Genomic DNA, 25,623 nt, shown 5'->3' on the forward strand with positions numbered 1-25,623 from the left:
TGCCATCCGGTGTCGGGAGTCCTCGGCGCCTCTGGTGCCCGCCGGAGAACGGCCGCTCACGGCGCGGGGTCCGTCCCCGGGCGCGCCTCCACCCGGAGGATCCGGTACGAGGAGCGGGAGGCCACGCGCTCGGTGGGCCAGCCCCGCTCGTTCAGCCAGCGCTGCAGGGAGTCGGAGCCCAGGTGTTTCTGGACGACCAGGTGGGCGACGCCGTCGGGGGTGAGACGCGACAGCCAGCGGGTCAGCATCTCGTGCATCGCGGCCTTGCCGATGCGGATCGCGGGGTTGGACCAGATGGCGGAGAACCGCACCTGTGGGGGGACCTCGTCGACATGCATCGACCTTACTTTGTCAAGGGAGGCGGCCCTGGCGTTTCTCGCGCACAGCTCGACCGACCTGCGGTTGACGTCCACCGCCCAGACCGTCGCCTCCGGGGCACGCGAGGCCATCGTCAGCGCGATCGGCCCGTAGCCGCAGCCCAGGTCGAGCAGGTCACCGCTCGGTGGGGGAGGCGGGACGCTCTCCAGCAGGATCCGGGTGCCCTGGTCGACACGCTCGGCGGAGAACACCCCGCTGTCGGTCTCCAGCTTCAGATGAAGGTCGGGGAGCACGAGCGTGACCGAGCCGGGACGGCCCGCGGTCTCCGGACGCTCCTCGAAGTAATGTGCCACGTCGTAGAACGTTACCAATGGCGGGGACCGGCTCAGGGCGGCCACGACGCCGAAGGCGGCAAGACCACCCCGTACACCCGCCCCGCTCCCGGCCGGTCGGCGGAGACGGGAGCGCCCGCCCCCACCCGCCGCCCCAGTCGTACGTCCGCCCCGACGTGTGAGATCAGGGGATCCGCGACCCCAGCAGCAAGGCCACTCCGGCGGTCACCAGCCCGGCCAGGATCGCCGCCACCACGAACCACTGGGTGATCTCCTGGTTGACCGTCCGGTACCCCAGCGAGGTGCCGATCTGCTCGTACACCTGCCGCAACTGGCTACCCGACTCCGCCTCGTAGGCCCGGCCGCCGGTGCCGTCCGACAGGGTCTGCAGGGTGGCCTTGTTCACCGGCACGTTCACGTCGCGGCCGTCGATCGAGACCGTGCCGTCCTGGGTGCCGTAGGCGATCGTGGAGACCGGCACCCGTGAGTTCATCGCCGTCTCGATCGCCTCGGCCACCGAGCGGCCCGAGGTGTTGTCGCCGTCGGACAACAGCACGATCGCGGCCGGAGGCGGGTCGGTCACCGCCTGCTGGTCGAAGGAGCGTAGCGACTCCAGGGAGCTGAAGACCGCCTCGCCGATCGCGGTGCCCGCCCGGGTGCTGAGATTGCCGAGGGAGGTGTTGACCGCCTGGTGGTCGGTGGTGGGTGAGATCACGACCGAGGCGGAGCGGGCGAAGGCGACCAGCCCGACGTTGAACCGTTCCGGCAGGTCGGCGACGAACTTCTGGGCGGCCTCCTTGGCCGCGGTGATCCGGTTCGGCTGGACGTCGCCGGCCTCCATCGAGAGCGAGACGTCCAGCGCGATGATGATCGTCGCGCGGTCGCGGGGGATGCGTACCGAGTCGGCGGGGCGGGCCGCCCCCACGATCAGGAGGCTCATCATGACGAGGAACAGCGCGGGGGCCACATGCCGCCGCCAGCCGGGCCCCGCGGGGGACACCAGCGCCAGCAGGGGCAGGTTGGTGAACCGCAGCGCGTAGCGGCGCCGGGCGAACTGGGCGGCCAGGTAGCCGGCCACGAGCAGCGCCAGCGCGGCGAACAGCCACAGCCAGACCGGAGAGAGGAAGGTCACCGGGTCGCTCCCGATCTTGGGGGCCGATGGGTCAGGTGTGCCATACGGCGCTGCCGCAGCACGAACTGGGCGATGTCGAACACCCAGTCGCGGTCGGTGCGCAGCACCAGGTGGGCCACCCCGCAGCGGCGCAGCGCCATCCGGTTGGTCATCCGCTGCGCGGCGGCGGCCTCCGCGTACGCGTGGCGGACCTTGGGGGTGAGCTGGATCTGGCGGTTCCTGCCCGTCTCGGGGTCGGTCATGGTGACCAGCCCCACCGGTGGCAGCTCCAGCTCGCGAGGGTCGATCACTTCGACGGCCAGCACCTGGTGGTGGGCGGCCAACCGGCGGATCGGCCGCTCCCAGGGCAGCTCCAGGCCGGGATCGAGGGTGGGCTCGGGATCGAGGAAGTCGGAGACGATCACTCGAAGACCGCGCCGCCGCCGCGCCGAGGCGAGGATCTCGATCGCCTCGGCCAGGTCCGGGGCATCGGCGACGGCACGGCCCCTCGGGGCGTCCATCAGCGAGTGCAGCAGGCCGTACAGGGCCGGGCGGCCGCTCCTGGCGGGCATCCGGTGGACGTACTCGTCGTGCAGGACGTAGGTGCCGAAGCGGTTTCCGATCCGGCCGGACAGGAAGCCGATCGCCCCGACGGCGGCCACGACCAGATCCCGCTTCTCCATGTCGGCGGTGCCGAAGTCCATGCTGGGCGACAGGTCCGCCAGGGCCCAGGTCTCCAGTTCCCGGTCGGCGATCAGGTCGCGCACGTGCGGGACGGTCGTGCGCGCGGTCACCGCCCAGTCCATCCGCCGGATGTCGTCCTCGCCGGGCACGTAGACCCGGCTGTCGCCGAACTCGCTGCCCGGACCGGGCAGGAGCCCCTGGTGGGCCCCCTGCAGCAGCCCGTCCAGGCGCCGGACGATGGTGAGCTCCAGTCGCCGCAACGCCTGCTCGGCTGTGTTTGTTTGCGACGCTGCGCGTCGCGGTGAGGCCGCTCTTACCCGGCTCCTTCCCTCGTCGCTCATCCGCTTCGCTCCTTCGCTCCTCAGTCCAGTCCCCGGCGCGGCCTCACGCGCTGGTTGGCGACGCTGCGCGTCGCGGTTCGGCCGCTCTTGTCCGGCTCCTTCCCTCGTCGATGAAGGTCGTTCGTTCCTCACGACCTTCCTCTCCTCAGTCCAGTCCCCGGCGCGGCCTCACGGCCCTTTTCAGCAGGTCATCGAGGGCCCTGGTTCCAGACGACCAGGGGGGGCGGTACCGCGGCGAGGATCTGGCGGACCACCTCCTCGGGGTCGATCCCGTCGGCCAGGGCGTCGAAGGTGAGCATCAGCCGGTGGGACATCACGTCCACCGCCACGTCGCGCACGTCGTCGGGGAGCAGGTAGTCACGGCCGCGCAGCAGCGCCAGGCCGCGGCCCGCGGCGACCAGGCCGAGGGTGGCCCGAGGGCTGACGCCGATCTCGATGTTCTCCTGCAGCTCGGCCAGGCCGTAGTCGGCGGGGGAGCGGGTGGCCATCACAAGCCTGACCACGTAGTCGGCGACGAGCTGATGGACCGACACCTGGTCGGCCATGGACTGCAGCGCGGCCAGCCGCGCGGGGTCGAGCACCGCTCTGGGGGTCGGCGGTGTCACGCTCATCCGGTGCAGGATCTCCAGCTCCTCGTGGGCGCTGGGGTGGCTGACGCGGACCTTGAACAGGAACCGGTCGCGCTGGACCTCGGGGAGGGGGTAGACGCCCTCGGACTCGATCGGGTTCTGGGTGGCCAGCACGATGAACGGCTTCGGCAGGGAGTGGGTCTCCCCGGCCAGGGTCACCTGCCGCTCGGCCATGACCTCCAGCAGCGCCGACTGCACCTTCGCCGGGGCCCGGTTGATCTCGTCGGCGAGCAGGAAGTTGACGAACACCGGGCCGAGCTCGACATCGAAGGCCTCGCGGGAGGGGTGGTACACCCGAGTTCCCACGATGTCGCTGGGGACCAGGTCGGGAGTGAACTGGATGCGGGCGAACTCCCCGCCGACCACCGTGGCCAGGGTCGAGGCCGCCAGGGTCTTGGCCACCCCGGGCACGCCCTCCAGCAGGCAGTGACCTCGGGCGAGGAGTGCCACGAGCAGCCGCTCCACCATGTGTTCCTGCCCGACGATGACCCGCCGGACCTCGGCCAGGGCGTCGCGCAGCAATCCGGTGTCGGTCTCGCGCGGCAGTTCTTCGGCGACGGTCATGTCGGTATTCCATCAAATGAAGTGGCGGCTCGCACGGCGGGCTCGCTCCGTATTTCCTGACAGTGCCCGCATGGGGCCCGCATGGGGCCCGCAGCGGGACCCGGCGGGTTCGTGTGCCGGTCCTTCCGCAGGTCCGGCGGGTTCCGTTCGGAGTCCCGTCGGGTGGTCGATCCCGGTCCCCGTGGAGCGTGGTGTGATCGGCGGGGTGTGCTTTCATGTCAGACGTGGCCACTCCACTCCAGTACGGTGATCCGCCCCAGTTGGGGCCCTTCGTCGTGCAGGCCCGTCTGCGCGTGGGACCCGCGGGTCTGGTCTACCTCGGGTTGGCGCCCGACGGCCGGGCCGTCTCGGTCGCGGTGCTGACCAAGGGGGCGGCGCTCGACCCGGCGGCCCGTGACCGTTTCGTCACCGGGGTCCGCGAAGCGACGGCGAGCCGTTCCGGCGTACGGGGCTGGATGGCCTGGGCGACGCGCACGCGTACCGCCGCGGCCGATGCGGTCCCGCAGGTGCTGGCGATGGACGGTGGGAGCGCCCCGTGGGTGGCCACGCCGTATGAGCCGGACCGGGCGGGGGCGGAGCGGTTCCTCGAGGCGGTGCTGGTCAGCGGCACGCTGATCGGTGAGCAGCACGGTCCTGACTTCGCGCCGCACTGGGTGGGTGACCGCTCCCCGGCGCTGCCACCGCCGCCCAAGGGCGCGCCGCCGCCGACCGAGACCCGCCGGTCCGTGATCATCGCGGGGGTCGTGCTGACCGTGCTGCTCGTGCTGCTGGCCGTGATGGTCTGGCTTCTGTTGCGCAGGGAAGACGATTCCGAGCCGTTGCCGAGGCCGTTGCCGCCCACGGTGTTCGTCCCGACCCCGCCGCCGGTCCCGGCGACACCCGAGCCCGGCGAGCCCACGCCGTCACCGTCGCCGAGTCAGAGCGGGACCGGAACGCCAGGGCCGGATCGGGGCGACGAGAACGAGGGCGAGCCGATCTAGGGGGCCCATCCGGGGATGTCCGGCGGGCTCGGGCCGGATGCGCGCGTCGAGTTCGAAGCGAGCCGGGTGGGTGTCCGGATGGAGAGATCGCGCGGGTCTTCCTCCTGGTGAGTGACCATCTGGGCGCGTTCGTCGCGCATGTCGACGGCATGTCCCGGTGAGGCGGGGCGTCGAGTCCGAAGCGAGCCGGTGGACGTCCTCATGGGGGATTCCTCTCGTCCTGCTACTCGTTTACGAGTACTCATGTTTGACTATGTCACCTACTCGTGTTTGAGTAGTCGTATGAGTAGTACGCGACTGTTCATCCTGGGGGCGCTGGCTCGCCGGGGACCGATGCACGGTCATCAGATCCGGCAGAGCGCGCAGACGGACCGGACCGAGTTGTGGACCGACATCAAGGTCGGCTCCCTGTACGGGGCGCTGCACCGCATGGAGGCCGAGGGCGTGATCGAGACGGTGCGCACCGAGCAGCAGGGCAATCTCCCGGCGCGGACCGTCTACGCGATCACCGAGGACGGCGCGCTGGAACTGGAGTCGCTGCGTGAGGCGGCCCTGCGTGACACCCGGCTGCGGCCCGATCCCGTGGACCTCGCTCTTCAGCTCAGCGCCGACATGGGCGAGCGGGAGCTGAGGGCCGTCATCGAGGACCGGCATCGCAGGCTCACCGCCGAGCTCCAGAGCTGGCAGCGGCTGAGGGAGGCGGCCACCCCCCACCTCCGCGGCCTCGAACCGCTCGGCTTCGACCACACCCTCATCCGCCTGCGGGCGGAGATCACGTGGCACGAGACGCTGCTTGGGGAACTGCCCCGGCTTCTCGGCGCCACCGGTGGATCCCCGGAAACGCCCTCCGATGCCACCCCCGACGAAGACGAAGGAGGAGCCTGACATGCCCGCCGAACCACTCGACGTCCTCGTCGTCGGAGGTGGCATCGGAGGGCTGGCGCTGGCTCAGGCACTGCTGCCCTCCGGTGTGAACGTCCAGGTCTACGAGCGTGCGCGTGAGGCCGCCGACTGGGTGCAGGGTTACCGCATCCACATGAACCAGATCGGCAGCCGGGCGCTGCACCGCTGCCTGCCGCGCCCACTGTGGGAGGCGTTCCTCGCCACCTCGGGTCACCCCGGCCCCGGCTTCGGCTTCCACACCCACCGGCTGCGCGAGCTCGTGTTCGTGGAGGAGAGCGTGATGACCGGCGGGGCCGCCGACCCTTCCGGCGGCCAGTACGCGGTCAGCCGCACCACCCTGCGCAGGCTCCTGCTCGCCGGTCTGGAGGGCGTCGTCCACCACGGCAAGACGTTCCAGCGCTACGAGACGAGACCGGACGGCAGGGTCACCGCCTTCTTCGCCGACGGCACCTCGGCCACCGGTGATGTGCTGGTCGGCGCGGACGGCGCCGACTCGCGCGTACGCGGGCAGTATCTGCCGGGGGCCCGTCGCGTCGACACCGGCGCGCTCGCGATCGGCGCGAGGCTGCCGCTGGACGACCGGGTTCGTGGGTGGCTGCCACGAAACCTCGCCGACGGGCTCAATCTCATCCTGCCGCCGAGCGGGAGCGCGATGTTCACCGCGGCCTTCAACGGCAGACGCAGGGCGGAGAGCCTCCTCGCCCGGGGGAGCGGCCTCGTTTCAAGCCGTGGAGCCGGGCCGGCCGCCCGGGAAGGGGATGGGGCGGGCCTGGAGACCGATCTCGCCGGGTTCGGGCTCGACCTGAGGGCCCTGGCCGACGATCTTCAGGACTACGTGCTGTGGGCCTTCGTCGCCCCTCGCGGGATCTACCCGGCCGGTGCCGCGGACCTCGACGGTGGCGGGCTCAGGGACCTGGCCGGGACGATGACCTCCGGCTGGCATCCCGCCCTGCGCCGCCTGGTCGCCGAGGCCGACCCGGCCAGTGTTCGGTTGATGCCGTTCAAGACCTCCGTCCCCGTCGGCCGCTGGCCCACGACGACGGTGACACTGCTCGGGGACGCCATCCACAACATGACCCCCGCGATGGGCTTCGGCGCCAACACGGCGCTACGCGACGCCGCGCTGCTGGCGAGCAGGCTGGTGGCGTTCCAGCGGGGCCGGGGCACCCTGGCGGAGGCCGTCGGCGGCTACGAGGCCCGGATGCGTGAGTACGGCTTCGGAGCCGTCCGCACCTCCGCGAGGTTCACGAATTTCATGATCTCCGGCAGTCCTCTCGTCCGGCACGGCGCGAAGACCTGGTTCCGCCTGTGCGACGCCCTGCCGCCGGTCAAGCGGATGAGCTTCGGGCACCTGTGGACCGACGGCGCGACCGGGGAAGGGTAGGCGCGGCCGGGGGCACAGGGGCATCGCGCGGGGGGCGCTCAGGGGCGCGCCCCCCCGTAAACCGCCGCCCTTTTTCGTGAAGATTTTTTCCTTTGTCGCTATAAAGCGCCCTATGTCGGATAAGGAGCCCGTGTGTCGATATGTACTTGGCACGCCGATAGCGACCGCGGCAGGGAAAGGAAACGTTGTCATGACGGATGTGTCGAGCATGGGCCCCCAGTCGGGCGATGACCGCCCGGTCCTGACCAACCGTCAGGGGCACCAGGTCTACGACAACCAGAACCAGCGCACGGTCGGCGCGAGGGGCCCGGCCACGCTGGAGAACTACCAGTTCCTGGAGAAGATCAGCCACTTCGACCGCGAGCGCATCCCCGAGCGGGTGGTCCACGCCCGGGGGGTGACCACCTACGGCCACTTCGAGGCCTACGGCAAGCTCGGCGACGAGCCGATCAGCCGCTACACCAGGGCGAGGCTCTTCCAGGAGGCGGGCAAGCGGACCGACGTGGCCGTGCGCTTCTCCACGGTGATCGGCGGCAGGGACTCCTCGGAGGCCGCCCGCGACCCACGCGGGTTCGCGGTGAAGTTCTACACCGAGGACGGCAACTGGGACCTCGTCGGCAACAACCTGGGGGTCTTCTTCATCAGGGACGCCATCAAGTTCCCCGACGTGATCCACGCGCTCAAGCCGGACCCGGTGACGTTCAGGCAGGAGCCGGGACGGATCTTCGACTTCATGTCGCAGACGCCGGAGAGCATGCACATGATCGTCAACCTGTTCAGCCCACGCGGCATCCCCTCCGACTACCGGCATATGCAGGGATTCGGGGTCAACACCTACAAGTGGGTGAACGCCCAGGGCGAGACCCACCTGGTCAAGTATCACTGGATGCCCAAGCAGGGCGTGCGCAGCATGACCGAGGAGGACGCCGCCGTCGTCCAGGGGCAGGATCTCGGGCATGCCACCAAGGACCTGCACGAGGCGATCGACCGCGGCGACTTCCCCGAGTGGGAGCTGCTGGTGCAGATCATGAGCGACGACGACCACCCCGAGCTGGACTTCGACCCGCTGGACGACACCAAGGTGTGGCCCGAGAACGAGTTCCCGCCCATGCCGGTCGGCAAGATGGTCCTCAATCGCAACGTGGCCAACAATTTCGCCGAGAACGAGCAGATCTCCTTCGGCACCGGGGTCCTGGTCGACGGGCTCGACTTCTCCGACGACAAGATGCTGGTGGGCCGTACGTTCTCCTACAGCGACACCCAGCGCTACCGCGTGGGGCCCAACTACCTGCAGCTGCCGGTCAACCAGGCCAAGAACGCCGAGGTGCGCACCAACCAGCGCGACGGCCTGATGACCTACCACGTCGACGGGCAGGGCGAGAACCCGCACGTCAACTACGAGCCGTCGATCACCGGAGGGCTCAGGGAGGGGCAGAGGCCCGCCCACGACGAGCAGGGCCCGCTCATCTCGGGCCGGGTGACCCGCAAGCGCATCCCGCGTACCGACGACTACACGCAGGCGGGCCAGCGCTACCTGCTGATGGAGGAGTGGGAGCGCGACGACCTCGTGCGGAACTTCGTCGACCTGATCTCCCAGGCCTCGCGCCCGGTTCAGGAGCGCATGGTCTGGCATTTCCTGATGGTCGAGGACGATCTCGGCCTCAGGGTCGGGGAGGGGCTCGGGATCAGCCCCGACGACGTCTCCCATCTGGAGCCGCTGGCGAGCCAGGACCTGAGTGACGAGGACCGTGAGCGGATGTCCAAACTGGGCAAGAACGGGCCTCGCCCGGTGGAGGGCATGAAGATGACCCACTGCGTGCCCAACGAGCGGGCGCGGGCGGAGCGCTAGCGAACCGCCGCCGGGCCGGAGCGAACCGTACTCCGGGCCCGGCGGCGGAAGGCGTGGGCCGGTGCTCGGGGACGGCGTCCCGCGGGCGCGGGGAGATGATCCATCCGCCCCGGAAGCCCGCCGACCAGGACCTTCAGCCAGGGAGAGATCCTCGGTCAAGGAAGCCCGATTTTTCCGCTTAAAAGGTATGAATGCCATTACAGCGGGCACGCGATTCTCAATCCGAGACGCCGTTCCCACTCCCAATTGGATCGCCATGCCTGTTAAGAGCAACGTCATTCCGATCATCCACTGGTCTCGCCGTTCGTCCTGTCTCAGCGAGGACCCCGAGCTGTTCTTCCCCGTGTCCTATGAGGGGCCGGGCCGTGAGCAGTACGAGCGCGCCAGGGCGGTGTGCCGCCTGTGCCCGGTGCGCGGGCGTTGCCTGGAGTACGCGTTGAACACCCAGCAGATGTACGGCGTGTGGGGAGGCACCACCCCGGAGGAGCGCAGGGCCACCATGACCAGGGCGAAGCGGCAGGTCAGGTAGCGCGGCCTTCCTCGTCAACGGGCCCGCCGGCGCCGCCCGCCCGGCGCACGGTCCGGTCAGCCCGGAGCCGACCGGTTCACCGCGGCCTCCCCGGGCTCACGGCGCCCTCGGGTTCCTCGGCCTCGCCACGGTCTCCGGATTCGCCGACGAGGGCGCGGAAACGGGCGGCGTTGCGCTGGGAGTTGTCCGCGCAGCAGTTGTTGAAGAGCACATGGGTGATCTCGGCACCCTCCGCGAGCTTCTTCACCCTCGCCGCCCAGCGGGCGAGCTCCTCCTCCGAGTACAGGTACGCGAAGCGCTCGTCGACGTTCTTGCTGGTCCACTTGTCGGAATGCCCGTGCATCCGTACCACGGCGAGGTCGGAGGTCGCGGCGAGGACCGGCGGGACCGACGAGGCGTGCCCCTGCGGCATGTCGACCCCCACGTACGCGAGGTCGTGCCCGGCGAGAAAGGCGAGGGTGTCCTCGCGGTTCTCCTCGCTCATCCAGGTGCGGTCGCGGAACTCGACACTGACGCGCATCGGTGCGCAGCGCCGGGCGCATTCCAGGATGTGGCGCCTGTTGCCCTCCCCGATCGGGAACCACGGCGGGAACTGGAAGAGCACCGCCCCCAGCTTGCCGGCCTCGTGCAGCGGGCCCAGCGCGTCGAGGAAGCGCCGCCAGACCTCGTCCAGGATCTCCGGTGGCACGTCCTTCGGGTAGAGGTTGCGCCCCTGTGGCGCGCCGAGGCTCTCCCGCAGGTCCTTGTAGAGGGAGGCGGGCCGGGTGGGGTGCCCGGTGAGCATGGAGAACGCCTTGATGTCGAAGGTGAAGTCCGCGGGGGTGCGGTCGCGCCAGGCCTCCACGGTGCTCCGCGACGGCGGATGGTAGTAGGTGGCGTCCACCTCGACGACCGGGAACCGCGTCGCGTAGTAGGCGAGGCGTTTCGCCGGGGTGGAGGCGTCCTCGGGATACCAGCCGGACTCCAGCAGCGAGCGGTGGGTCCACGAGGCCGTGCCCACACAGATCCTGCCCATGCCCACGTCCTCCCCTGACAGGCCCGGCGTTCGCCGCTGCTCGTATGCCTACCGGGTGCCCTGGGAGGGGGCGGTGAATCCCTCCCGGTGGCGGCTTCGCCGTACGGGGGGATGATCCGGCGGTGGGTGACCACCGCACCGGCCCGGAGGAGGGTCCGGCGTCCGCGCGATGCCGGACACGGCGAGCACGACACCGCGCCGCTACGGACTCCCCAGCACCGTGCCCGAAATGCCCGCCATACTCACCCTAAGCGGGCGGGGCCGGGTTCAGCGCCGGGGGGACGGCCAGGGGTTGGGACGGCAGCCGTGCAGGGACTTGGTCTGCTGGAGCATCACCGGTGCCCGCCGGCCGCGCCCCGGGCAGGACACGTGGCCGTGGCCGAGACCGTGGCCGACCTCGTGGCTGATCACGTACTCGCGGTAGGAGGCCACGTCGCGGCCGTAGCCGCGCGCCCCGCTGTTCCAGCGGACCGCGTTGATGACCGCGCGCTCGCCGTTCCAGCAGGAGAGTATGCCGTTGGTCCGCATCGGCAGGCATCGCCTGTCGGTCGTCCGCGGGCTGCTCAGGGAGACCCTGATGCTCGCCGGGCCGCGGGGCACCCGCTTGAACCGGTATCCCCAGCCGCGCCGGTCGTTGAGGATCCGGTGCACCTCGGCGGCGAACTCCTCCGCCTCGAACGGCAGGCCGCGCTCGACCTCCACGATGTACCGGATCACCTTGCCCTTCCTCCCCCTGGGAGGGGCGGCCTCGCCGGGGGCGACGGCGTAGCGGCCCTTGGCCGCCCGGGGCACCTTCATCCTCAGCGGCTGCTGGCGGCCGTTGGTGAGCAGGAGCGGCTCCTTGGCGGGTGACAGGGGCGCGGCCGTGTCCTGCGGCTGAGGCGGCGGGGTCGGCGTCTGGGGAACCACCGGTATGCCGGGCGGGGCGGCGTCGGGGGGAGGTGCGGGCCTGTCGGGAACGGGGTCGAGGCGACCGCTCAGCACCGTGGCCCCACCGGCTGTGAACGTGACCACGATGCTCAGCGCGAGAAGCAACAGAACGGTCTTAGGGTCACGTCTCTTTTCGTTCCTGGACATAGACCGTAAACCCTATTGCCCCTTGGAGGTAACTCATCAAATCAGGAGCAAATCCATCATATGCAGCCAACGCAGGGGCATTTCACGGCATGCCAACGGCGACCGCACGTATGCGGTCGCCGTTGGATCAAAGGGGAGCGGACTCAGCGGGGTCCGCGTGGACTCGACAGACGGATCGCCGCCGGCACCGCGGCCCGGCCCTGGACGGGACGGGATCTCACCGGCCCGAGGCGATCAGCTTCCTGGCCTCTCCCGGATCGTCGGTGGCCAGGGCGAGCCGGGCGTTCTCGCGGCACCGCTCCAGGGAGTGGGCGGCGAGACTCTCCCGTACCGCGGGGACGCCGGGCGCGGACATCGACAGGCTGGTGACCCCCAGCCCGACCAGGACCGTCGCCATGAGCGGGTCGGCCGCCGCCTCGCCGCACACGCCGACCGGCTTGCCCGCCGCCTGTCCGGCCGCCGCGCAGTCGGCGATCAGCTGGAGCAGCGCGGCCTGCCAGGGGTCGAGCAGGTCGGCGAGTTCCCCGTGCTGACGGTCGGAGGCGAAGGTGTACTGGCTCAGGTCGTTGGTGCCGATGCTCAGGAAGTCGAGCTCCTCCAGCAGGCGTCCGGCGCGCAGCGCGGCGGCGGGAACCTCGATCATCGCCCCGACCCGCGCGATGCCCCGGGCGCGTGCCCGCGCGGCGAAGTCGGCGGCCTCGGCCACCGTCGTCACCATCGGTGCCATCACCCACGCTTCGGCCCCGGTCGCGCGGGCGGCCTCGGCGATGGCGTCGAGCTGGGTGTCGAGCACCTCCGGCCTGACCCGGGAGACCCGAAGTCCCCGGATGCCCAGCGCGGGGTTGGTCTCCTCGGCCAGTCCGAGGAACGGCAGCGGCTTGTCCGTGCCCGCGTCGAGGGTGCGGACCACGACGTGCCCGCCGCCGGGTGCGGCACGGAAGACCGCGGCATAGGCGGCCACCTGCTCCTCGTAGGTCGGCTCCTCGCGCCGGTCCAGGAAGAGGAACTCCGTGCGGAACAGCCCCACCCCCTCGGCGTCGAATCCCCCGGCCCCCTCCGCGGAAGGGGTGTGGCCCGAGGGGGTGAGGTCGGCCGCCGAGCCGACGTTGAGCAGCAGCTTGACCGGGTGGCCGTCGGAGGTCCGCCCGGGGCCACGGCTGGTGGCCTTCCTGAGGCGGTCTTCCTCGGCCCGGCGCTGGACCGCGGTGGCGGCCTCCTCGCCGATGCCGACCTCCACCTCGCCCAGCTGGCCGTCGACCGAGATCCACGTTCCCTCGCCGATGTCGTCGGCTCCCCGGCAGGCGACCACGGCGGGCAGGCCGCGGGCGCGGGCGAGGATGGCGGTGTGGCTCGTCGGGCCGCCCTTCTCGGTGACGAGGGCGAGAACGGACCCGGGATCCAGGTTCACCGTGTCGGCGGGGGAGAGATCCCCGGCGACCAGGACGAACGGGTGGCCGGGGTCGGGCACCCCGGGGACGGGCAGGCCCAGCACCGCCGCCACGGCCCGGTTGCGGATGTCGTCGAGGTCCGCGGCGCGTTCGGCGAAGTAGCCGCCCGCATCCAGCAGCGCGCGCCGGTGATGGGCGCAGGCCTCGTCGACGGCGTGCGCGGCGTTCCGGCCCGACCTGACGCTCGTCTCCACGGACTCGTGCAGGCCGGGGTCGTCGGCGATGAAGGACTGCGCCTCCAGGATCGCCTTCGCGTCTGCGTCGGGCGCCTTCTCCGCGCGCGCCGCCAGCTCCGCGGCCGTGGCCCGCAGCGCGTCCAGCGCCAGAGCGAGCTCGGCGTCGGCGTCGGTGACGGGGGAGGGTGCGGGCAGCTCCGGCGGACCCGCCATCCGGCAGACCCGTCCGGCGGCCCGGCCCGGGCTCACGCCCAGGCCGTTGAGCGTCTCAGCCACGGGAGTTCTCTTCGGCGTCGAGGTCACGGGCGAGCAGTTCGGCGAGAGAGTCGAGCGCCTCGTCGGCTCCCGCTCCCTCCGCCTCGAGCGTGACCTCCGTGCCGTGCGTGGCGCCCAGTGCCAGTACGGCGAGCATGCTGTTGGCCGGTACGGGTTTGCCCTCTCCGACACGGATGCGGACGGGCACCCCCTGCTTGCCCGCGGCCTGCACGAAGATCTTCGCGGGCCGGGCGTGAAGGCCCGTGCTTGAGGCGACGACCACTGTCCTCTCCGGCATCTCCGGTTCTCCTTCTGCGCTTTGTGCGCGTTCTGCGAGTGGTGCGAGCTTGACGGGCCTGTGCCGGTTGTGTGCCGGGCCCCTCCCACCTGGTCCGGCGGGAGGGGCCCGGCGGGCCGGCACCGGTCAGGGTTCGATGGTCACCTTGATGGCCTCGCCCCTGCTGACGATGTCGATGCCCTCAAGGACCTCCGTGAGCGGCAGCCGATGTGTGATCAGGTCGGCGACCGGCACCGAGCCGTCGGCGATCAGCCGCAGAGCCTGGGCGTTGTGCGCCGGGCTCGACCCGTTGGCGCCGACGATGGTCAGCTCCCGGTAGTGGACCAGGTTGGAGTCACACCGGATGATCGGGTTGTCCTTGGGCAGGCCGCCGAAGAAGCTGATCCGCCCCTGGCGGGCGACCATCTGCAGCGCCTGCTCCTGGGCCGCGCCGGCGGCGGCGGCGGTGATGACGACGTCGGCCCCCCTGCCCTCGGTCAGTTTGAGCACCTGCTCGACGACGTCCTCACCGTGGACGACCGCGTCCGGGTGGACCAGCTTGGCGGCCATCTCCAGCCGCCCGGCGTTGATGTCGACGAGGAAGACGCGTGCCGCGCCCCGCGCCCGGGCCAGCCGCACGTGCAGGCAGCCGATCGGGCCGGAGCCCATGATCACCACGTCGTCGCCCTCGCCCACGCGGGCCAGTTCCTGGCCGTTGAGCACGCAGGCCAGCGGCTCGGCCACCGACGCCTCGGCGAAACCGATCTCGTCGGGAATGCGGTTGACGCCGTTGACCGCGAGGACCTTCGCCGGGATGATCATGTACTCGGCGAAACCACCGTCGTAGTGGTAGCCCATCGACTCCTGGTTCGGGCAGACGGTCATCCGGCCCCGGCGGCACTCCGGGCACGTACCGCAGGGGATCGCGGCGATCACCTGCACCCGGTCACCCGGGGCCCACTCGCCGGCGTCGACGGCCTCGACCACCTCGCCGGCGATCTCGTGCCCCATCACCCTGGGCGGATGGATGTGGTGGTGGCCGTGCTTGAGGATCTTCGCGTCGGTGCCGCAGGTCGAGCAGTTGCGCACGCGTATCTTGATCTCGCCTGGTCCGGTGACGGGTTCCGGCGCCTCCTCGACGCGGATGTCGCCGGGGGCGTAGAAACGGGCGACCTTCACTGTGCTTCGTCCTCTTCGTTCGGTTGCAGCAGCCGGACCACCTCGGCGACTTCCGTCGCCTCACGAAGGGCCCGGGCCTGGTCGGGATCCATCAGGATCTGGGCGAGTTCGGCGAGCAGCCGCACGTGGCCGTCACCCTTGGCGGCGATGCCGATGCACACTGTCACCTGCTCGCCGTCCCAGTCGACGCCCTCGGGGAAGCGCACGAAGCTGATGGCGTCGTACAGGACCGCGTCCTTGCCGGCCAGGGTGCCGTGCGGGATGGCGACCCCCTCGCCGACGTAGGTGGAGATCGACCGCTCCCGTTCGAGCATGGTGTCGATGTACTCGCTCTCCACCGCGCCGACGGCGAGCAGGGCCTCTCCGCACTGCAGGATCGCGTCGTCCCGGCCGGCGGCCGAGGCCGCCAGCCGGATGGCGCGTGGGTCCAGCGGCAACGGTGCCGTCTCAGGCATTGACGGTGCCGCCGCTCTTGATCGTGCTGACCAGCTTGGTCACCGCGGGATCTCCGATGAAGACCTGGAACGGGATCAGCACCTTGTCCGGGGCTCCGGCCCGGGCCCGGCTCGCCAGTCCGGCGTGGCAGAGCACCACGTCGGCGTCGGCGGGGATCGTGTTGACCGGGGTGTGCTCCACCGCGATGTTCTGCGGCTTCAGCTGCTTACGGAGCTGGCTGGCGAGCATGACGCTGCTGCCCATTCCCGCGTCGCAGGCGACGACGATCTTGTGGATGTCCTTGCTCTCGATGCTGGCCATCGATTAGGCCTCCTTGACGGTGGGTGCGGTCTGCGGCTCTTCGACGCTCTCCCCACTCTCCTCACTGTCGTCCTTGCCGCGCCCGAAGCCGAGGAGCGCCGCCGCGACGGCGAAGGAGACGAGCGTGGCGGCGGCGACGCCGGCGATGGTGCCGAACAGTCCACCCCTGGGGGTCACCGCGAGGAAGGCGAAGATGCTGCCGGGCGACGGCGTGGCCACCAGCCCGGCCCCGGTCATGAGGAAGACCAGGACGCCCGTGGCGCCACCGGCGATGACCGCGAGGATCAGCCGGGGCTTCATGAGCACGTAGGGGAAGTAGATCTCGTGGATGCCGCCGAAGAAGTGGATGATGATCGCGGCGGGGGTGCTGGGACGCAGCGCGCGGGGGCCGAAGAACATGAAGGCGAGCAGCAGGCCGAGGCCGGGGCCGGGGTTCGACTCCAGCATGAACAGGATCGACTTGCCGTCCTCGGCCGCCTGGGCGATGCCCAGCGGGCCCATCACGCCGTGGTTGATGGCGTTGTTGAGGAAGAGCACCTTGGCGGGCTCGATGACGATCGAGGCGATCGGCAGCAGGTTGTTGTTGATCAGCCAGGCGACCGCGTCACTCGCGACCGAGGTGATCGAGGCGACGACGGGGCCGATGGCCTTGAGTCCGACCAGGGCCATGGCGCCGCCGATGATGCCGGCGCTGAAGTTGTCCACCAGCATCTCGAAGCCGGCCTTGACGCGGTCGGCGATGAGTCCGTCGAACAGCTTCAGGAGGTACGCGGTGAGCGGACCGATGATCATCGCGCCGAGGAACATCGGGCTTTCCGCACCGGCGACGATGCCCATGGTGGCGACGGCGCCGACCACGGCGCCGCGCTGGCCGTGGACCATCCGACCGCCGGTGTAGCCGATCAGGACCGGCAGCAGCGTCGTGACGATCGGCCCGACCAGGGTGGCGAAGTCCTCGTTGGGCAGCCAGCCGGTGGGGATGAACAGGGCGGTGATCAGGCCCCAGGCGATGAACGCGCCGATGTTCGGCATGATCATCCCGGCGAGGTATCCGCCGAAACGCTGAATAACTGCTCGCGCCCCGGTTCCTGTGACAGTTGGGGTGTATTCACTCATGTGGTTCTGCTCCTTCCGGGGCGGTCGGCGGTTAGGCCGACCTGGGGGGTGGATCTGTGCCGCCGTCAGCCCTCGGGCCGCAGCGGCAGGGTGGGATCGGCTCCGGTGACGCTCACGTCGTCACGATGGATGTGGTGTGGGGATGGCATCCGGCTTCCCGGTAGCCCGACCGCGGCGGTCGCCCAGGCCAGCGCCTCCACCAGCGCGCGCTCGCCTCGCGCCCCGCCCGCGAGGAAGCCCGCGAGCATGGCGTCGCCGGCACCGACGGTGCTGCGTGGTTCGGCCACCGGGCACTGGCCGTGCCAGATCTGGTCGTCCTGCAGCAGGATCGCGCCGTCGGCGCCCAGACTGGCCAGGACGGTGCCCGCGCCTCGCGCCCGCAGGTTCTCCGCGGCCTTGATGGCGTCGCCCAGGGACGAGATGACGATCCCCGTGGCCTCGGCCAGCTCCTCCCGGTTGGGTTTGACCAGGGCGGGAGCCTCGGCGAGCGCCGAGACGAACGCGGGTCCGCTGGTGTCGACCGCGACGTTGATGCCCGCGCCGCTGAACCGCTCGCACAGGCGGGCGTAGACGTCGGCGGGCACCTCGGGCGGGAGACTGCCCGAGGCGACCACCCAGTCCGCGGAGCTGGCCGCGCCGAGCACCGCCTCGGCGATGGTGTCGAGTTCGGTCGGCGACAGGGCCGTTCCCGGTTCGTTGATCTTGGTGACCGTGCCGTCGGGCTCGGCCAGCGCGACATTGGACCGGGTGGCCCCGCCGACGGGGACGGTGATCATCTCGATGCCCTCGGCCGAGAGCAGGCTCACCAGTCGGCGGCCCTCGTCGCCGCCGAAGGGGACGACCGCGCACGAGCGGACCTGGTTGGCCAGCAGCGCGCGGGAGACGTTGACGCCCTTGCCGCCGGGGTCGAGGTGGGTGGCGGCGGCGCGGATGACGGCCCCGCGGGTCATCGACCCGACCTCGATCGTGCGGTCCAGGCTGGGGTTGAGGGTCAAAGTGACGATCATGCCGGGACCACCTTGGTCGTACGGTTCCGGCGGGTGCCGAGGGGGGCGGGGACGGTCACCTGCGAGGTCCTGGCGGTGAGCGAGGGGGAGGGGAGGATCACGCCCGGATCACCTCCGGGCCCGCTGCGGCCATCTCGGCCGCGACCCCGGAATCGAGCCCGGTGTCACTGATCACCACGTCGATCTCCTGGATCGAGGCGAAACGCGCCAGGTAGGTGTTGGGGAACTTGGTGTGGTCGGCGAGCAACACGCACCGCTGCGCCGCGTCGATCATCGCCCGCTTGATGGCGGCCTCGGCCGGGTCGGGTGTCGTCAGCCCCTTGGCCACCGAGCAGCCGTTGGCGGCCATGAACGCCACGTCCACGTGCAGGTCGGCGAGAGGGCGCAGTGCCCAGTCGTCGACGGTGGCCAGGGTCCGCCCGCGGACCCGGCCGCCCAGCATGATCACCGTCAGGTTGGGGCGGGTGGCCATCGCCGTCGCCAGCGGCGGTGAGTTCACGATCACGGTCAGCTCCCGATCGACCGGAAGTGCCTGCACCAGCCTGCCGGTGGTCGAACCGGCGTCGATGATGATCGCGCCGTCGTCGGGGAGCTCGGCGAGCGCCGCCTTCGCGATGCGTTCCTTCTCCGCGATCATCACCTCGTCGCGGGCGGCCAGCTCGGGCTCGAACCCCAGCCGCTCGACCAGGATCGCTCCGCCGTGCACGCGTCGCAGCATCCCGGAGCGCTCCAGCGCGGTCAGGTCGCGCCGGATGGTCTCCGTGGTGACGGCGAACTCCTCCGCCAGCGTCACCACGTCCACCCGTCCGACGGCCCGCGCCCGGCGCAGAATCTCCTGTTGCCGCTCCTCGGCGTACATGCTGTTGATTCACCACCGTTTCCGTGTTGTTTCAGCTTTATTTACACCCGAATGTGTTGGAACGTCAATGGGCTACCTCCCGGCTAACACAGCATGACCATAAAAAAACCCAGGTATTTACCGGTAAACCGAGGGGTCGGGCGGGGGTGGGGTCACGGTTTGGCCCATATTTGGGAACACGTTGGAATCACTGTGGCTCTTGGTGTGAAGTGAGGCCGATCCGGGCTCCGCCCGGCGGCGAAGTGAGGAGCGCCGCGGGCTCTTCCCGTGCGAAAGACGCGTCTCAGGAGGGATCCGGGGAGGTTCGAGGAGCTCCGGGGATCTTCGGGAAGGACGGGGAACGCCCCGGACTTCCCGGCGGATGGGAGTCCGGGGCCATCACGGGGGTTCTGTCGCGGGAAGTGCCTCAGCCGGTCGCGGGAAGTGCCTCAGCCGGGAAACGAGATGTGGGCGGGCGGCACGTGGGCGGCCAGCCAGACGCCGTTGGCGCTCACCCGGAACTCGTGACCCGCCCGGTGCATCTCTCCCGCGCGGACGACCAGCACGACCGGCCTGCCCCGGCGCGCGCCCACCCGGGTCGCGGTCTCCCGGTCGGGGGACAGGTGCACGGCGTGCCGATCCATCGGCCGCAGGCCCTCCTGCCGGATGGCGGCCACGTGCGCGCCCACCGTTCCGTGAAAGAGGATCTCGGGCGGTTCGACCGCGGGAAGGCCAAGATCGACGTCGACCGTGTGGCCCTGGTTGGCGCGGATCCGGTCGCCCTCGATGCTGAAGCGCCGCTTGTCGTTGCCCGCGACCACCCGCGCGAGCTCCTCACGGGTGATCGCGAAACCGTGCCGCGCGGCGGCGGCCAGCAGGGCTTCGATGTCCACCCAGCCCTGCGGGCCGAGGGCGAGCCCGATGCGCTCTGGCTGGTGCCTGAGGTGCTGGGAGAGATATTTGGAGACTCGAACCAGCCGCTTGTCGTCCATGGATACGGGTCTCCGGGTGGGGTGGGCTCAGCCGTCGGCGGCCCAGCCGTGGGTGCGCTTGAGGACGGCGGCCACGCGGGCGAAGCGCGCGCCGTCGAGGATGGAGCCCTCGCGCCGGATGTCGCCCTCGGCGAGACTGAAGATCCGATCCAGGCGCAGGTAGGAGACCCGGTTCTCCCGGTCCCACTGGCCGGGGCCGAGCTCCAGGTAGTCGTCGGGGTCGCCGCCGGCCCGGCTGGTCAGCATCAGTGCGAGCAGCTTGCGCCCGTGGCGGCCGACGACCAGCAGGGGCCGGTCCTTGCCCCGGTTCGGATCCTCCTCGTAGGGGACCCATGCCCAGACGATCTCGCCGGGGTCGGCGAGCCCGTCGAGGTCGGGGGAGTAGTGCAGGGTCGCGGTTCGGTCGACGCGGTGGACCTCGCTGACCGCGCCTCGGGCCGGTCGGGGGTCCTCGCCAAGATCACGCACGCGCACAGCTTAACGGCAGACTCCGGCCGCTTCCAAGGGGGCACCCGGAGCCGGTGGCGGGAAAGCGCGCCGCCCGCCGGCCGCGATGCCGGCGGGCGGCCGAGGTCCCGGTGGGCGGGTGCCCTCATCCTGGACCTGGTGCGAAGACGGCTCAGCCGCCGCTCTTGCGCCGGAAGGAGCGCTTGGCCGCAGCCGGGCCGTGAGCACCGTGGATCTTCGAGGAGTTCTTCCCCTTGCCCCCGGAGCCCGCGTCCGCCTGGGCGAGCCTCTTGCGCTCCAGTGCCTCGCGGAACTTGCGCTTCAGCTCGTCGTCGGAACTCTCGGAACCTTCGGGTTCCGGCGTGACGTCAGACATTACAGACCTCCTGATCTATCGGGCGGTCCAACCCCGACCAACAGGATCATCATCCTCTCATCCGGACCCCTTCGGCGTGCAGGCCCCTGGCTTCGGCTCTGAGAGGAAGGGCATTGTGCCGCGAGCTCCGCCGGCGCACGGGTCAGTGCATTCCCAGCGCCATCATCAGCAGCAGGCCGGCGAGGTGGCCGACGACCACGAAGACGATCACGAAGACGAAGACGAACTTGGCCGGGCCGTGCTCGAAATGCCGGCCCTCCTTGAGGGTGGGGCGCTTGGCCTGGCGCTCGGCGATCCGCTCCTCGATCGGCCTGCTGTGAAACATGGGGGTCCTTTGCTCACCGATGGTTGGGGCGATAATCGTTTGTGTACCAATTATCGTACTATGTCGCTTGGAGGCGCACGTGAGTGACATGGCCGACCCCCTGAGCCTGGACCGTCAGGTGTGCTTCGCCCTGGCGATCGCCTCGCGCAACGTCATCGGTCTCTACCGGCCCCTGCTGGAGCCGATGGGGCTCACCCATCCCCAGTATCTGGTCATGCTCGCCCTTTGGGAGCGGGCACCGCTCTCGGTCAAGGAGCTGAGCGAGCTACTGAGACTCGACCCCGGTACGCTGTCCCCGCTGCTGAAGCGTCTCGAGGCCGTCGGTTACATCCGGAGGCGGCGTGACAGCCAGGACCAGCGTGTCCTGGCCGTCTCGCTCACACCGGAGGGCAGCGGGCTACGGGGCGAGGCGGAGAAGGTTCCGCCGGCGATCGTCAAGCGTCTGGGGATGACCGTGGAGGAGCTCCAGGAGCTCCACCGGTCGCTGACACGGCTGATCGCCGCGGCGGACGGCGCGGCATCACCGACTCACGAAGAGTCACAGGACAGGGAGAGGAAAGGCTCATGGCCGGAAGTCACGGGGGAAGCCCCAAGTCGTGGTTCGCGGTGATCGTCATCCTGCTGGGGTTCACCGTGGGGGGCGTCGCCCTGTGCCTCGGCCCCAACTGGACGTTCTTCTGGGTGGGGGCCGGGATCGTCGCGGTGGGCGGTGTGATCGCCCTGATGGTCGACATCTTCTCCGACGTCATCATCGACGCGCCCCGCGTGCCGATGGACCAGAGCAACGGCTGATCGGGCCTCCTGCGGGGCCTCCCCGCCCGGCGGGATCTCAAGTGATCCGGTAGAGCAGCTCGGGTCGTCCGAGTCCGCCGTACTGGGGGACCCGGTGCGTGATCCCGTTCTCCGTCAGATGCTCCAGGTAGCGGCGGGCGGTCACCCGGGAGACGCCGATCGCCGCCCCGGCGGTCTGGGCCGACAGGCCGCCGGGCGCCTTGCGCAGCTCCGCCAGCACGGCGTCGAGCGTGGCCTGCGTCATCCCCTTGGGAAGGAGGCTCTGCGTCGGACCCCGCAGTGCCGCCAGCGCGCGGTCCACCTCGCCCTGACCGTTCGCCTCTCCCACGCCCTCCACCGACGACCGGAACTCCGCGTAGCGGACGAGCTTCTCGTTCAGCGAGGCGAAGGTGAACGGCTTGAGCAGATACTGGGCCACGCCGACGGAGACCGCCGACCTGACCACCGACAGGTCCCGCGCCGAGGTGACCGCGATCACGTCCGACATCACGCCCGCCGCCCGCAGCGCGCGGCACACCTCCAGCCCGTGCATGTCCGGCAGGTAGAGGTCGAGCAGGATGAGATCGACGGGGTGCCGCCGCAGGAAGCGCAACGCGTCGCCGCCGGACCTGACCACCGCCTCCACCCTGAAGCCGGGCACCCGCTCCACGAACACCCGGTTCGCCTCGGCGGTGATCTCCTCGTCCTCGACGACCAGTACCGAGATCATGAGACGCCCTTCCCTCGCAGTGGCAGCCGCACGGTGAACACCGCGCCCGTCCCGCTCTCCGTCGTCCTTCCTGCGTCCCGCTCGTCCTCGCCCGCGAGCGCGCGGACGGTTTTCGCGGCCGGGTCCGGTTCGCCGGTCCCGCCGACCTCGATCGTCCCGCCCATGCGGCGGACCGCCTGACCGACCATGGCCAGGCCGAGGCCGCGGCCGTCGCCCTTGGTGGTCCAGCCCCGGCGGAAGGCATCCCGAGCCGTCGCCGGGTCGAGGCCCTGGCCGCTGTCCGCCACGCTGATCACGAAGGTCGTCTCGTCGGCGCGCAGCCGCACCTCCACCCGCGCGGGCCCGGTGCCCGACATGGCCGCGTCCGCCGCATTGTCTATCAGGTTGCCGACGATCGTCACCAGGTCGCGGGTGTCCAGGCCGAGGTCGTCGAGCTCGCTGTCCGGCGTGATCGCCAGCTCCACTCCCCGTTCCCCGGCCTCGGCGCTCTTGCCCAGCAACAGCGCGGCGAGTACGGGTTCGCGCACGGCGCCCACCACCCGGTCGGTGAGCTGCTGCGCGGCCTTGATCTCCTCGGTCGCGAACGCCACCGCCTGCTCGGCGCGGCCCAGCTCGACGAGGGTGATGACCGTGTGCAGCCGGTTCGCCGACTCGTGCGCGGCGGCCCGCAGGGAGTCGGCGAAGCCGCGCTCGGCGTCGAGCTGCCCGGTCAGGGACTGCAGCTCCGTGTGGTCGCGAAGGGTGACCACGGTGCCGAGCGAGCGGTTGCCGGAGCGGACCACCGCGACGTTCACCACCAGCGTCCGCTCTCCGGTCATGTGGATCTCGTCGCTACGGTTCTCACCCGCCGAGAGGCGCTCGCTCAGCGAAGGGGGAAGGCCCAGCCGGCCGATGTGCCTGCCGCTCACCTCGCCCGTCAGGCCCAGGAGTTCCCTGGCGCCGTCGTTGCAGAGCGTCACCGTGCCCGCGTCGTCGACGAGCAGCAGCCCTTCCCGTACGGCGTGCAGGATCGCGTCGTGGTACTCGTACATCCGGCTCAGCTCGGCGGGGCCCATCCCGTGGGTCTGGCGACGCAGCCGGGCACCGACCAGGTAGGTGCCCGCTCCGCCGACGGACAGGCCGAGCAGACCGGTCAGCGCGGCGCCGGCGATCTGCCCGCGGAGCCTGACGCTGATCTTGCTGATGGTGATGCCCGCGCTGACCAGGGCTTTCACCTCGCCGCGGGCGTCGCGGACCGGGGCGACGGCACGGACCGAGGGACCGAGCGTGCCGGTGTAGGTCTCGGTGAACACCTGTCCCGCGAGGGCGGGCGCGGTGTGGCCGAGGAACCGGTGGCCGATCCGGGCCGGGTCGGGATGCGTGTAGCGCACGCCGTCGAGGCTCATGATCGTGACGAAGTCGACCCCCGTCTCCCGCCTCACCCGTTCCGCGTACGGCTGCAGGGCCGCGGAGTCACCCAGGTGGGTGAGGACGGAGGGGGAGTCGGCCACGCTGATGGTCACCGCCCTGGCGGTGCCGACGGCCTCCTCGACGAGCAGGTCACGCACCTGCAGGAACGCCAGCAGCGCGCCACCGGCCACGGTGACGCCTACCACGACGATCTGGAGCACCAGCATCTGCCTGGCGAGGCTCCAGTCGCGCATGCGTCTGGGAAATTTCCGCAAGCTCACGAACTTCACGAACGAAATGTACGCAAGGGTGACTTAGATCACACGCCCGGACCATAGTCGCTCGACCGGACTTTCCTTCTAGCGCGGTGGAGCACGCATGAGCGCGGCCCGAGATAGAACACACTACCTGTACATAGCCGTCATCCTCGCTGTGATCGCCGGCATCGCGATCGGCTTCGCGGCCCCCGAGGCCGGCATCGCACTGAAGCCGCTCGGCACCGCCTTCGTCGCCCTGATCAAGATGATGATCAGCCCGATCATCTTCTGCACCATCGTCCTCGGTGTCGGATCGGTCACCAAGGCCGCCAAGGTCGGCAGGGTCGGAGGCCTCGCGCTCGGCTACTTCGTCGCGATGTCGACCGTCGCGCTGGGCATCGGCCTGCTCGTGGGCAACCTGGTCGACCCCGGCCACGGCCTGCAGCTCACCGACGAACTGCGCAAGGCCGCCGAGGCGGAGGCGGTCAAGGGCGGTGAGACCGACACGACCACGTTCCTGCTCGGGATCATCCCCACCACGCTGGTGTCGGCGTTCACCGGAGGGCAGGTGCTGCAGACCCTCCTCGTCGCGCTGCTCGCCGGGTTCGCCCTGCAGGCGATGGGCGAGCGCGCCAAGCCCATCCTGAACGGCATCACGCACATCCAGCGGCTCGTCTTCCGTATCCTCGCCATGATCATGTGGGCCGCCCCGGTCGGCGCCTTCGGCGCGATAGCCGCGGTCGTCGGAGCCACCGGCATGGACGCGCTCAGGAGCCTCGGCGTCATCATGCTCGCCTTCTACCTGACCTGCGTGCTCTTCGTGTTCGTCATCCTCGGGCCGATGCTCTGGCTCGTGGCGCGCGTCGGGCTGTTCCCGCTGCTGCGCTATCTCGGCCGGGAGTTCCTGCTGATCCTGTCGACCTCGTCGTCGGAGTCGGCCCTGCCCCGCCTGATCGCCAAGATGGAGCACCTCGGCGTGAGCAAGCCCGTCGTCGGCATCACCGTGCCGACCGGGTACTCCTTCAACCTGGACGGCACCGCCATCTACCTCACCATGGCCACGCTGTTCGTCGCGAGCGCCACCGGTGCCCCGCTCGCCTTCGGTGAGCAGGTCTCCCTGCTGGTGTTCATGATCATCGCGTCGAAGGGCGCGGCCGGGGTCACCGGTGCGGGTCTGGCCACCCTCGCGGGCGGCCTGCAGTCCCACCGCCCCGACCTGGTCGACGGTGTCGGCCTCATCGTCGGCATCGACCGCTTCATGTCCGAGGCGCGGGCGCTGACCAACTTCGCGGGCAACGCGGTCGCCACCGTCCTGATCGGCACCTGGACGGGAGAGTTCGACCGGCAGCGCGCGGCCGAGGTCCTGGCGGGCAGGGCGCCGTTCGACGAGACGACCCTCCTCGACGACGACAACGAGGGTGAGGACGCCTCGCCGCCCTCGCCGTCCTCCGCGCGCCCGGACGACCAGGCCCTGACCCCGGCGTAGCCGGTGTGACGACGGGCGACCCTCCGAAGGGCGCACGGGCCGGTGGTGGACGCTCTGCTCGGGGGAGCGACCGCCACCGGCC

Annotated in this window: 28 protein-coding genes; 8 read left to right on the forward strand and 20 right to left on the reverse strand. The window is 70.5% G+C overall.

The window, feature by feature from the left end:
- Positions 1-56: 56 nt before the first annotated feature.
- From ABT352_RS30145 to ABT352_RS30160, 4 genes are all read right to left on the reverse strand, one after another.
- Entirely contained in the window at positions 57-671 is a 615-nt protein-coding gene (locus ABT352_RS30145) for a class I SAM-dependent methyltransferase (protein WP_350948346.1), read from the reverse strand.
- A 163-nt stretch (positions 672-834) separates the two neighbouring features.
- Positions 835-1,782: a VWA domain-containing protein gene (locus ABT352_RS30150; RefSeq protein ID WP_350948347.1), complete on the reverse strand. Its 948-nt coding sequence runs from the start codon at positions 1,780-1,782 to the stop codon at positions 835-837.
- A complete protein-coding gene (locus ABT352_RS30155; protein WP_350948348.1) occupies positions 1,779-2,786 on the reverse strand; it encodes a DUF58 domain-containing protein in 1,008 nt (335 codons plus the stop codon). The genes ABT352_RS30150 and ABT352_RS30155 overlap by 4 nt, the downstream gene beginning before the upstream one ends.
- A gap of 188 nt (positions 2,787-2,974) precedes the next feature.
- Positions 2,975-3,979 carry an AAA family ATPase gene (locus ABT352_RS30160; protein WP_350948349.1) on the reverse strand — a complete coding sequence of 335 codons (1,005 nt, stop codon included), beginning with the start codon at positions 3,977-3,979 and terminating at the stop codon, positions 2,975-2,977.
- 215 nt (positions 3,980-4,194) lie between these two features.
- Here ABT352_RS30160 and ABT352_RS30165 point away from each other — a divergent pair, with 215 nt between their 5' ends.
- The 5 genes from ABT352_RS30165 to ABT352_RS30185 all read left to right on the forward strand — a co-directional run bounded on the left by ABT352_RS30165 (position 4,195) and on the right by ABT352_RS30185 (position 9,624).
- Entirely contained in the window at positions 4,195-4,959 is a 765-nt protein-coding gene (locus ABT352_RS30165; RefSeq protein WP_350948350.1) for a hypothetical protein, read from the forward strand.
- A 282-nt stretch (positions 4,960-5,241) separates the two neighbouring features.
- Positions 5,242-5,844, forward strand: a complete 603-nt coding sequence (locus ABT352_RS30170) for a PadR family transcriptional regulator (protein ID WP_350948351.1) — start codon at positions 5,242-5,244, stop codon at positions 5,842-5,844.
- A 1-nt stretch (position 5,845) separates the two neighbouring features.
- Complete coding sequence (locus tag ABT352_RS30175; protein WP_350948352.1) at positions 5,846-7,246, forward strand: FAD-dependent oxidoreductase; 1,401 nt, start codon at positions 5,846-5,848, stop codon at positions 7,244-7,246.
- A gap of 190 nt (positions 7,247-7,436) precedes the next feature.
- Positions 7,437-9,095 carry a catalase gene (locus ABT352_RS30180; protein WP_350948353.1) on the forward strand — a complete coding sequence of 553 codons (1,659 nt, stop codon included), beginning with the start codon at positions 7,437-7,439 and terminating at the stop codon, positions 9,093-9,095.
- Positions 9,096-9,351: 256 nt separating this feature from the next.
- Positions 9,352-9,624 carry a WhiB family transcriptional regulator gene (locus ABT352_RS30185; protein ID WP_350948354.1) on the forward strand — a complete coding sequence of 91 codons (273 nt, stop codon included), beginning with the start codon at positions 9,352-9,354 and terminating at the stop codon, positions 9,622-9,624.
- Positions 9,625-9,700: 76 nt separating this feature from the next.
- Here the strand turns inward: ABT352_RS30185 and ABT352_RS30190 are convergent, their stop codons facing one another.
- From ABT352_RS30190 to ABT352_RS30255, 14 genes are all read right to left on the reverse strand, one after another.
- The gene (locus ABT352_RS30190) at positions 9,701-10,639 is read right to left on the reverse strand and encodes a DUF72 domain-containing protein (RefSeq protein ID WP_350948355.1); all 939 of its coding nucleotides are present in this window, start codon (positions 10,637-10,639) and stop codon (positions 9,701-9,703) included.
- Positions 10,640-10,906: 267 nt separating this feature from the next.
- Positions 10,907-11,674, reverse strand: coding sequence for a DUF3152 domain-containing protein (locus ABT352_RS30195; protein ID WP_350948356.1), 768 nt, complete (start codon positions 11,672-11,674; stop codon positions 10,907-10,909).
- Between the two features lie 259 nt (positions 11,675-11,933).
- Positions 11,934-13,616: a phosphoenolpyruvate--protein phosphotransferase gene (gene ptsP / locus ABT352_RS30200; RefSeq protein ID WP_350948357.1), complete on the reverse strand. Its 1,683-nt coding sequence runs from the start codon at positions 13,614-13,616 to the stop codon at positions 11,934-11,936.
- Positions 13,609-13,893: an HPr family phosphocarrier protein gene (locus tag ABT352_RS30205; RefSeq protein WP_350948358.1), complete on the reverse strand. Its 285-nt coding sequence runs from the start codon at positions 13,891-13,893 to the stop codon at positions 13,609-13,611. The genes ptsP and ABT352_RS30205 overlap by 8 nt, the downstream gene beginning before the upstream one ends.
- 126 nt (positions 13,894-14,019) lie before the next feature.
- Complete coding sequence (locus ABT352_RS30210; protein WP_350948359.1) at positions 14,020-15,051, reverse strand: zinc-dependent dehydrogenase; 1,032 nt, start codon at positions 15,049-15,051, stop codon at positions 14,020-14,022.
- The gene (locus ABT352_RS30215; RefSeq protein WP_350948360.1) at positions 15,048-15,506 is read right to left on the reverse strand and encodes a PTS mannitol transporter subunit IIA; all 459 of its coding nucleotides are present in this window, start codon (positions 15,504-15,506) and stop codon (positions 15,048-15,050) included. Before ABT352_RS30215 ends, ABT352_RS30210 begins: the two co-directional genes overlap by 4 nt.
- Complete coding sequence (locus tag ABT352_RS30220; protein WP_350948361.1) at positions 15,499-15,807, reverse strand: PTS sugar transporter subunit IIBC family protein; 309 nt, start codon at positions 15,805-15,807, stop codon at positions 15,499-15,501. Before ABT352_RS30220 ends, ABT352_RS30215 begins: the two co-directional genes overlap by 8 nt.
- A gap of 3 nt (positions 15,808-15,810) precedes the next feature.
- On the reverse strand, positions 15,811-16,923 hold the full coding sequence (gene mtlA / locus ABT352_RS30225) for a mannitol-specific PTS transporter subunit IIC (protein ID WP_350948362.1): 1,113 nt from the start codon (positions 16,921-16,923) through the stop codon (positions 15,811-15,813).
- A gap of 65 nt (positions 16,924-16,988) precedes the next feature.
- Positions 16,989-17,930: a 1-phosphofructokinase gene (gene pfkB / locus ABT352_RS30230; protein ID WP_350948363.1), complete on the reverse strand. Its 942-nt coding sequence runs from the start codon at positions 17,928-17,930 to the stop codon at positions 16,989-16,991.
- Positions 17,931-18,027: 97 nt separating this feature from the next.
- Positions 18,028-18,789, reverse strand: a complete 762-nt coding sequence (locus ABT352_RS30235) for a DeoR/GlpR family DNA-binding transcription regulator (protein ID WP_350948364.1) — start codon at positions 18,787-18,789, stop codon at positions 18,028-18,030.
- A 428-nt stretch (positions 18,790-19,217) separates the two neighbouring features.
- Positions 19,218-19,760, reverse strand: coding sequence for an RNA 2'-phosphotransferase (locus ABT352_RS30240; protein WP_350948365.1), 543 nt, complete (start codon positions 19,758-19,760; stop codon positions 19,218-19,220).
- Positions 19,761-19,787: 27 nt separating this feature from the next.
- A complete protein-coding gene (locus ABT352_RS30245) occupies positions 19,788-20,228 on the reverse strand; it encodes a type II toxin-antitoxin system PemK/MazF family toxin (RefSeq protein WP_350948366.1) in 441 nt (146 codons plus the stop codon).
- 151 nt (positions 20,229-20,379) lie between these two features.
- Positions 20,380-20,583: a DUF5302 domain-containing protein gene (locus ABT352_RS30250; protein WP_350948367.1), complete on the reverse strand. Its 204-nt coding sequence runs from the start codon at positions 20,581-20,583 to the stop codon at positions 20,380-20,382.
- 142 nt (positions 20,584-20,725) lie between these two features.
- The gene (locus ABT352_RS30255) at positions 20,726-20,908 is read right to left on the reverse strand and encodes a hypothetical protein (protein ID WP_350948368.1); all 183 of its coding nucleotides are present in this window, start codon (positions 20,906-20,908) and stop codon (positions 20,726-20,728) included.
- A gap of 88 nt (positions 20,909-20,996) precedes the next feature.
- Here ABT352_RS30255 and ABT352_RS30260 point away from each other — a divergent pair, with 88 nt between their 5' ends.
- Positions 20,997-21,518 (forward strand): MarR family winged helix-turn-helix transcriptional regulator, encoded by a 522-nt coding sequence (locus ABT352_RS30260; RefSeq protein WP_350948458.1) that lies wholly within the window; start codon positions 20,997-20,999, stop codon positions 21,516-21,518.
- The gene (locus tag ABT352_RS30265; protein ID WP_350948369.1) at positions 21,473-21,700 is read left to right on the forward strand and encodes an HGxxPAAW family protein; all 228 of its coding nucleotides are present in this window, start codon (positions 21,473-21,475) and stop codon (positions 21,698-21,700) included. The genes ABT352_RS30260 and ABT352_RS30265 overlap by 46 nt, the downstream gene beginning before the upstream one ends.
- Positions 21,701-21,737: 37 nt before the next feature.
- Here the strand turns inward: ABT352_RS30265 and ABT352_RS30270 are convergent, their stop codons facing one another.
- Positions 21,738-22,409, reverse strand: a complete 672-nt coding sequence (locus ABT352_RS30270; protein ID WP_350948370.1) for a response regulator — start codon at positions 22,407-22,409, stop codon at positions 21,738-21,740.
- Positions 22,406-24,088, reverse strand: a complete 1,683-nt coding sequence (locus ABT352_RS30275) for a sensor histidine kinase (protein WP_350948371.1) — start codon at positions 24,086-24,088, stop codon at positions 22,406-22,408. Before ABT352_RS30275 ends, ABT352_RS30270 begins: the two co-directional genes overlap by 4 nt.
- Before the next feature lie 88 nt (positions 24,089-24,176).
- Between ABT352_RS30275 and ABT352_RS30280 the strand changes: the two genes are divergently transcribed.
- On the forward strand, positions 24,177-25,541 hold the full coding sequence (locus ABT352_RS30280; protein ID WP_350948372.1) for a cation:dicarboxylate symporter family transporter: 1,365 nt from the start codon (positions 24,177-24,179) through the stop codon (positions 25,539-25,541).
- Positions 25,542-25,623 lie beyond the last annotated feature (82 nt).

The organism is Streptosporangium sp. NPDC000563 (assembly GCF_040299985.1).
Taxonomy (GTDB): domain Bacteria; phylum Actinomycetota; class Actinomycetes; order Streptosporangiales; family Streptosporangiaceae; genus Streptosporangium.

What these genes read in the sequence shown, in the direction of transcription:
- ABT352_RS30155 (WP_350948348.1), bottom strand. Translation starts at nt 2,786, where the DNA reads ATGAGCGACGAGGGAAGGAGCCGGGTAAGAGCGGCCTCACCGCGACGC.
- ABT352_RS30160 (WP_350948349.1), bottom strand. Translation starts at nt 3,979, where the DNA reads ATGACCGTCGCCGAAGAACTGCCGCGCGAGACCGACACCGGATTGCTG.
- ABT352_RS30165 (WP_350948350.1), top strand. Translation starts at nt 4,195, where the DNA reads ATGTCAGACGTGGCCACTCCACTCCAGTACGGTGATCCGCCCCAGTTG.
- ABT352_RS30170 (WP_350948351.1), top strand. Translation starts at nt 5,242, where the DNA reads ATGAGTAGTACGCGACTGTTCATCCTGGGGGCGCTGGCTCGCCGGGGA.
- ABT352_RS30175 (WP_350948352.1), top strand. Translation starts at nt 5,846, where the DNA reads ATGCCCGCCGAACCACTCGACGTCCTCGTCGTCGGAGGTGGCATCGGA.
- ABT352_RS30180 (WP_350948353.1), top strand. Translation starts at nt 7,437, where the DNA reads ATGACGGATGTGTCGAGCATGGGCCCCCAGTCGGGCGATGACCGCCCG.
- ABT352_RS30185 (WP_350948354.1), top strand. Translation starts at nt 9,352, where the DNA reads ATGCCTGTTAAGAGCAACGTCATTCCGATCATCCACTGGTCTCGCCGT.
- ABT352_RS30190 (WP_350948355.1), bottom strand. Translation starts at nt 10,639, where the DNA reads ATGGGCAGGATCTGTGTGGGCACGGCCTCGTGGACCCACCGCTCGCTG.
- ABT352_RS30205 (WP_350948358.1), bottom strand. Translation starts at nt 13,893, where the DNA reads ATGCCGGAGAGGACAGTGGTCGTCGCCTCAAGCACGGGCCTTCACGCC.
- ABT352_RS30215 (WP_350948360.1), bottom strand. Translation starts at nt 15,506, where the DNA reads ATGCCTGAGACGGCACCGTTGCCGCTGGACCCACGCGCCATCCGGCTG.
- ABT352_RS30220 (WP_350948361.1), bottom strand. Translation starts at nt 15,807, where the DNA reads ATGGCCAGCATCGAGAGCAAGGACATCCACAAGATCGTCGTCGCCTGC.
- mtlA (WP_350948362.1), bottom strand. Translation starts at nt 16,923, where the DNA reads ATGAGTGAATACACCCCAACTGTCACAGGAACCGGGGCGCGAGCAGTT.
- pfkB (WP_350948363.1), bottom strand. Translation starts at nt 17,930, where the DNA reads ATGATCGTCACTTTGACCCTCAACCCCAGCCTGGACCGCACGATCGAG.
- ABT352_RS30235 (WP_350948364.1), bottom strand. Translation starts at nt 18,789, where the DNA reads ATGTACGCCGAGGAGCGGCAACAGGAGATTCTGCGCCGGGCGCGGGCC.
- ABT352_RS30240 (WP_350948365.1), bottom strand. Translation starts at nt 19,760, where the DNA reads ATGGACGACAAGCGGCTGGTTCGAGTCTCCAAATATCTCTCCCAGCAC.
- ABT352_RS30250 (WP_350948367.1), bottom strand. Translation starts at nt 20,583, where the DNA reads ATGTCTGACGTCACGCCGGAACCCGAAGGTTCCGAGAGTTCCGACGAC.
- ABT352_RS30255 (WP_350948368.1), bottom strand. Translation starts at nt 20,908, where the DNA reads ATGTTTCACAGCAGGCCGATCGAGGAGCGGATCGCCGAGCGCCAGGCC.
- ABT352_RS30260 (WP_350948458.1), top strand. Translation starts at nt 20,997, where the DNA reads ATGGCCGACCCCCTGAGCCTGGACCGTCAGGTGTGCTTCGCCCTGGCG.
- ABT352_RS30265 (WP_350948369.1), top strand. Translation starts at nt 21,473, where the DNA reads ATGGCCGGAAGTCACGGGGGAAGCCCCAAGTCGTGGTTCGCGGTGATC.
- ABT352_RS30270 (WP_350948370.1), bottom strand. Translation starts at nt 22,409, where the DNA reads ATGATCTCGGTACTGGTCGTCGAGGACGAGGAGATCACCGCCGAGGCG.
- ABT352_RS30280 (WP_350948372.1), top strand. Translation starts at nt 24,177, where the DNA reads ATGAGCGCGGCCCGAGATAGAACACACTACCTGTACATAGCCGTCATC.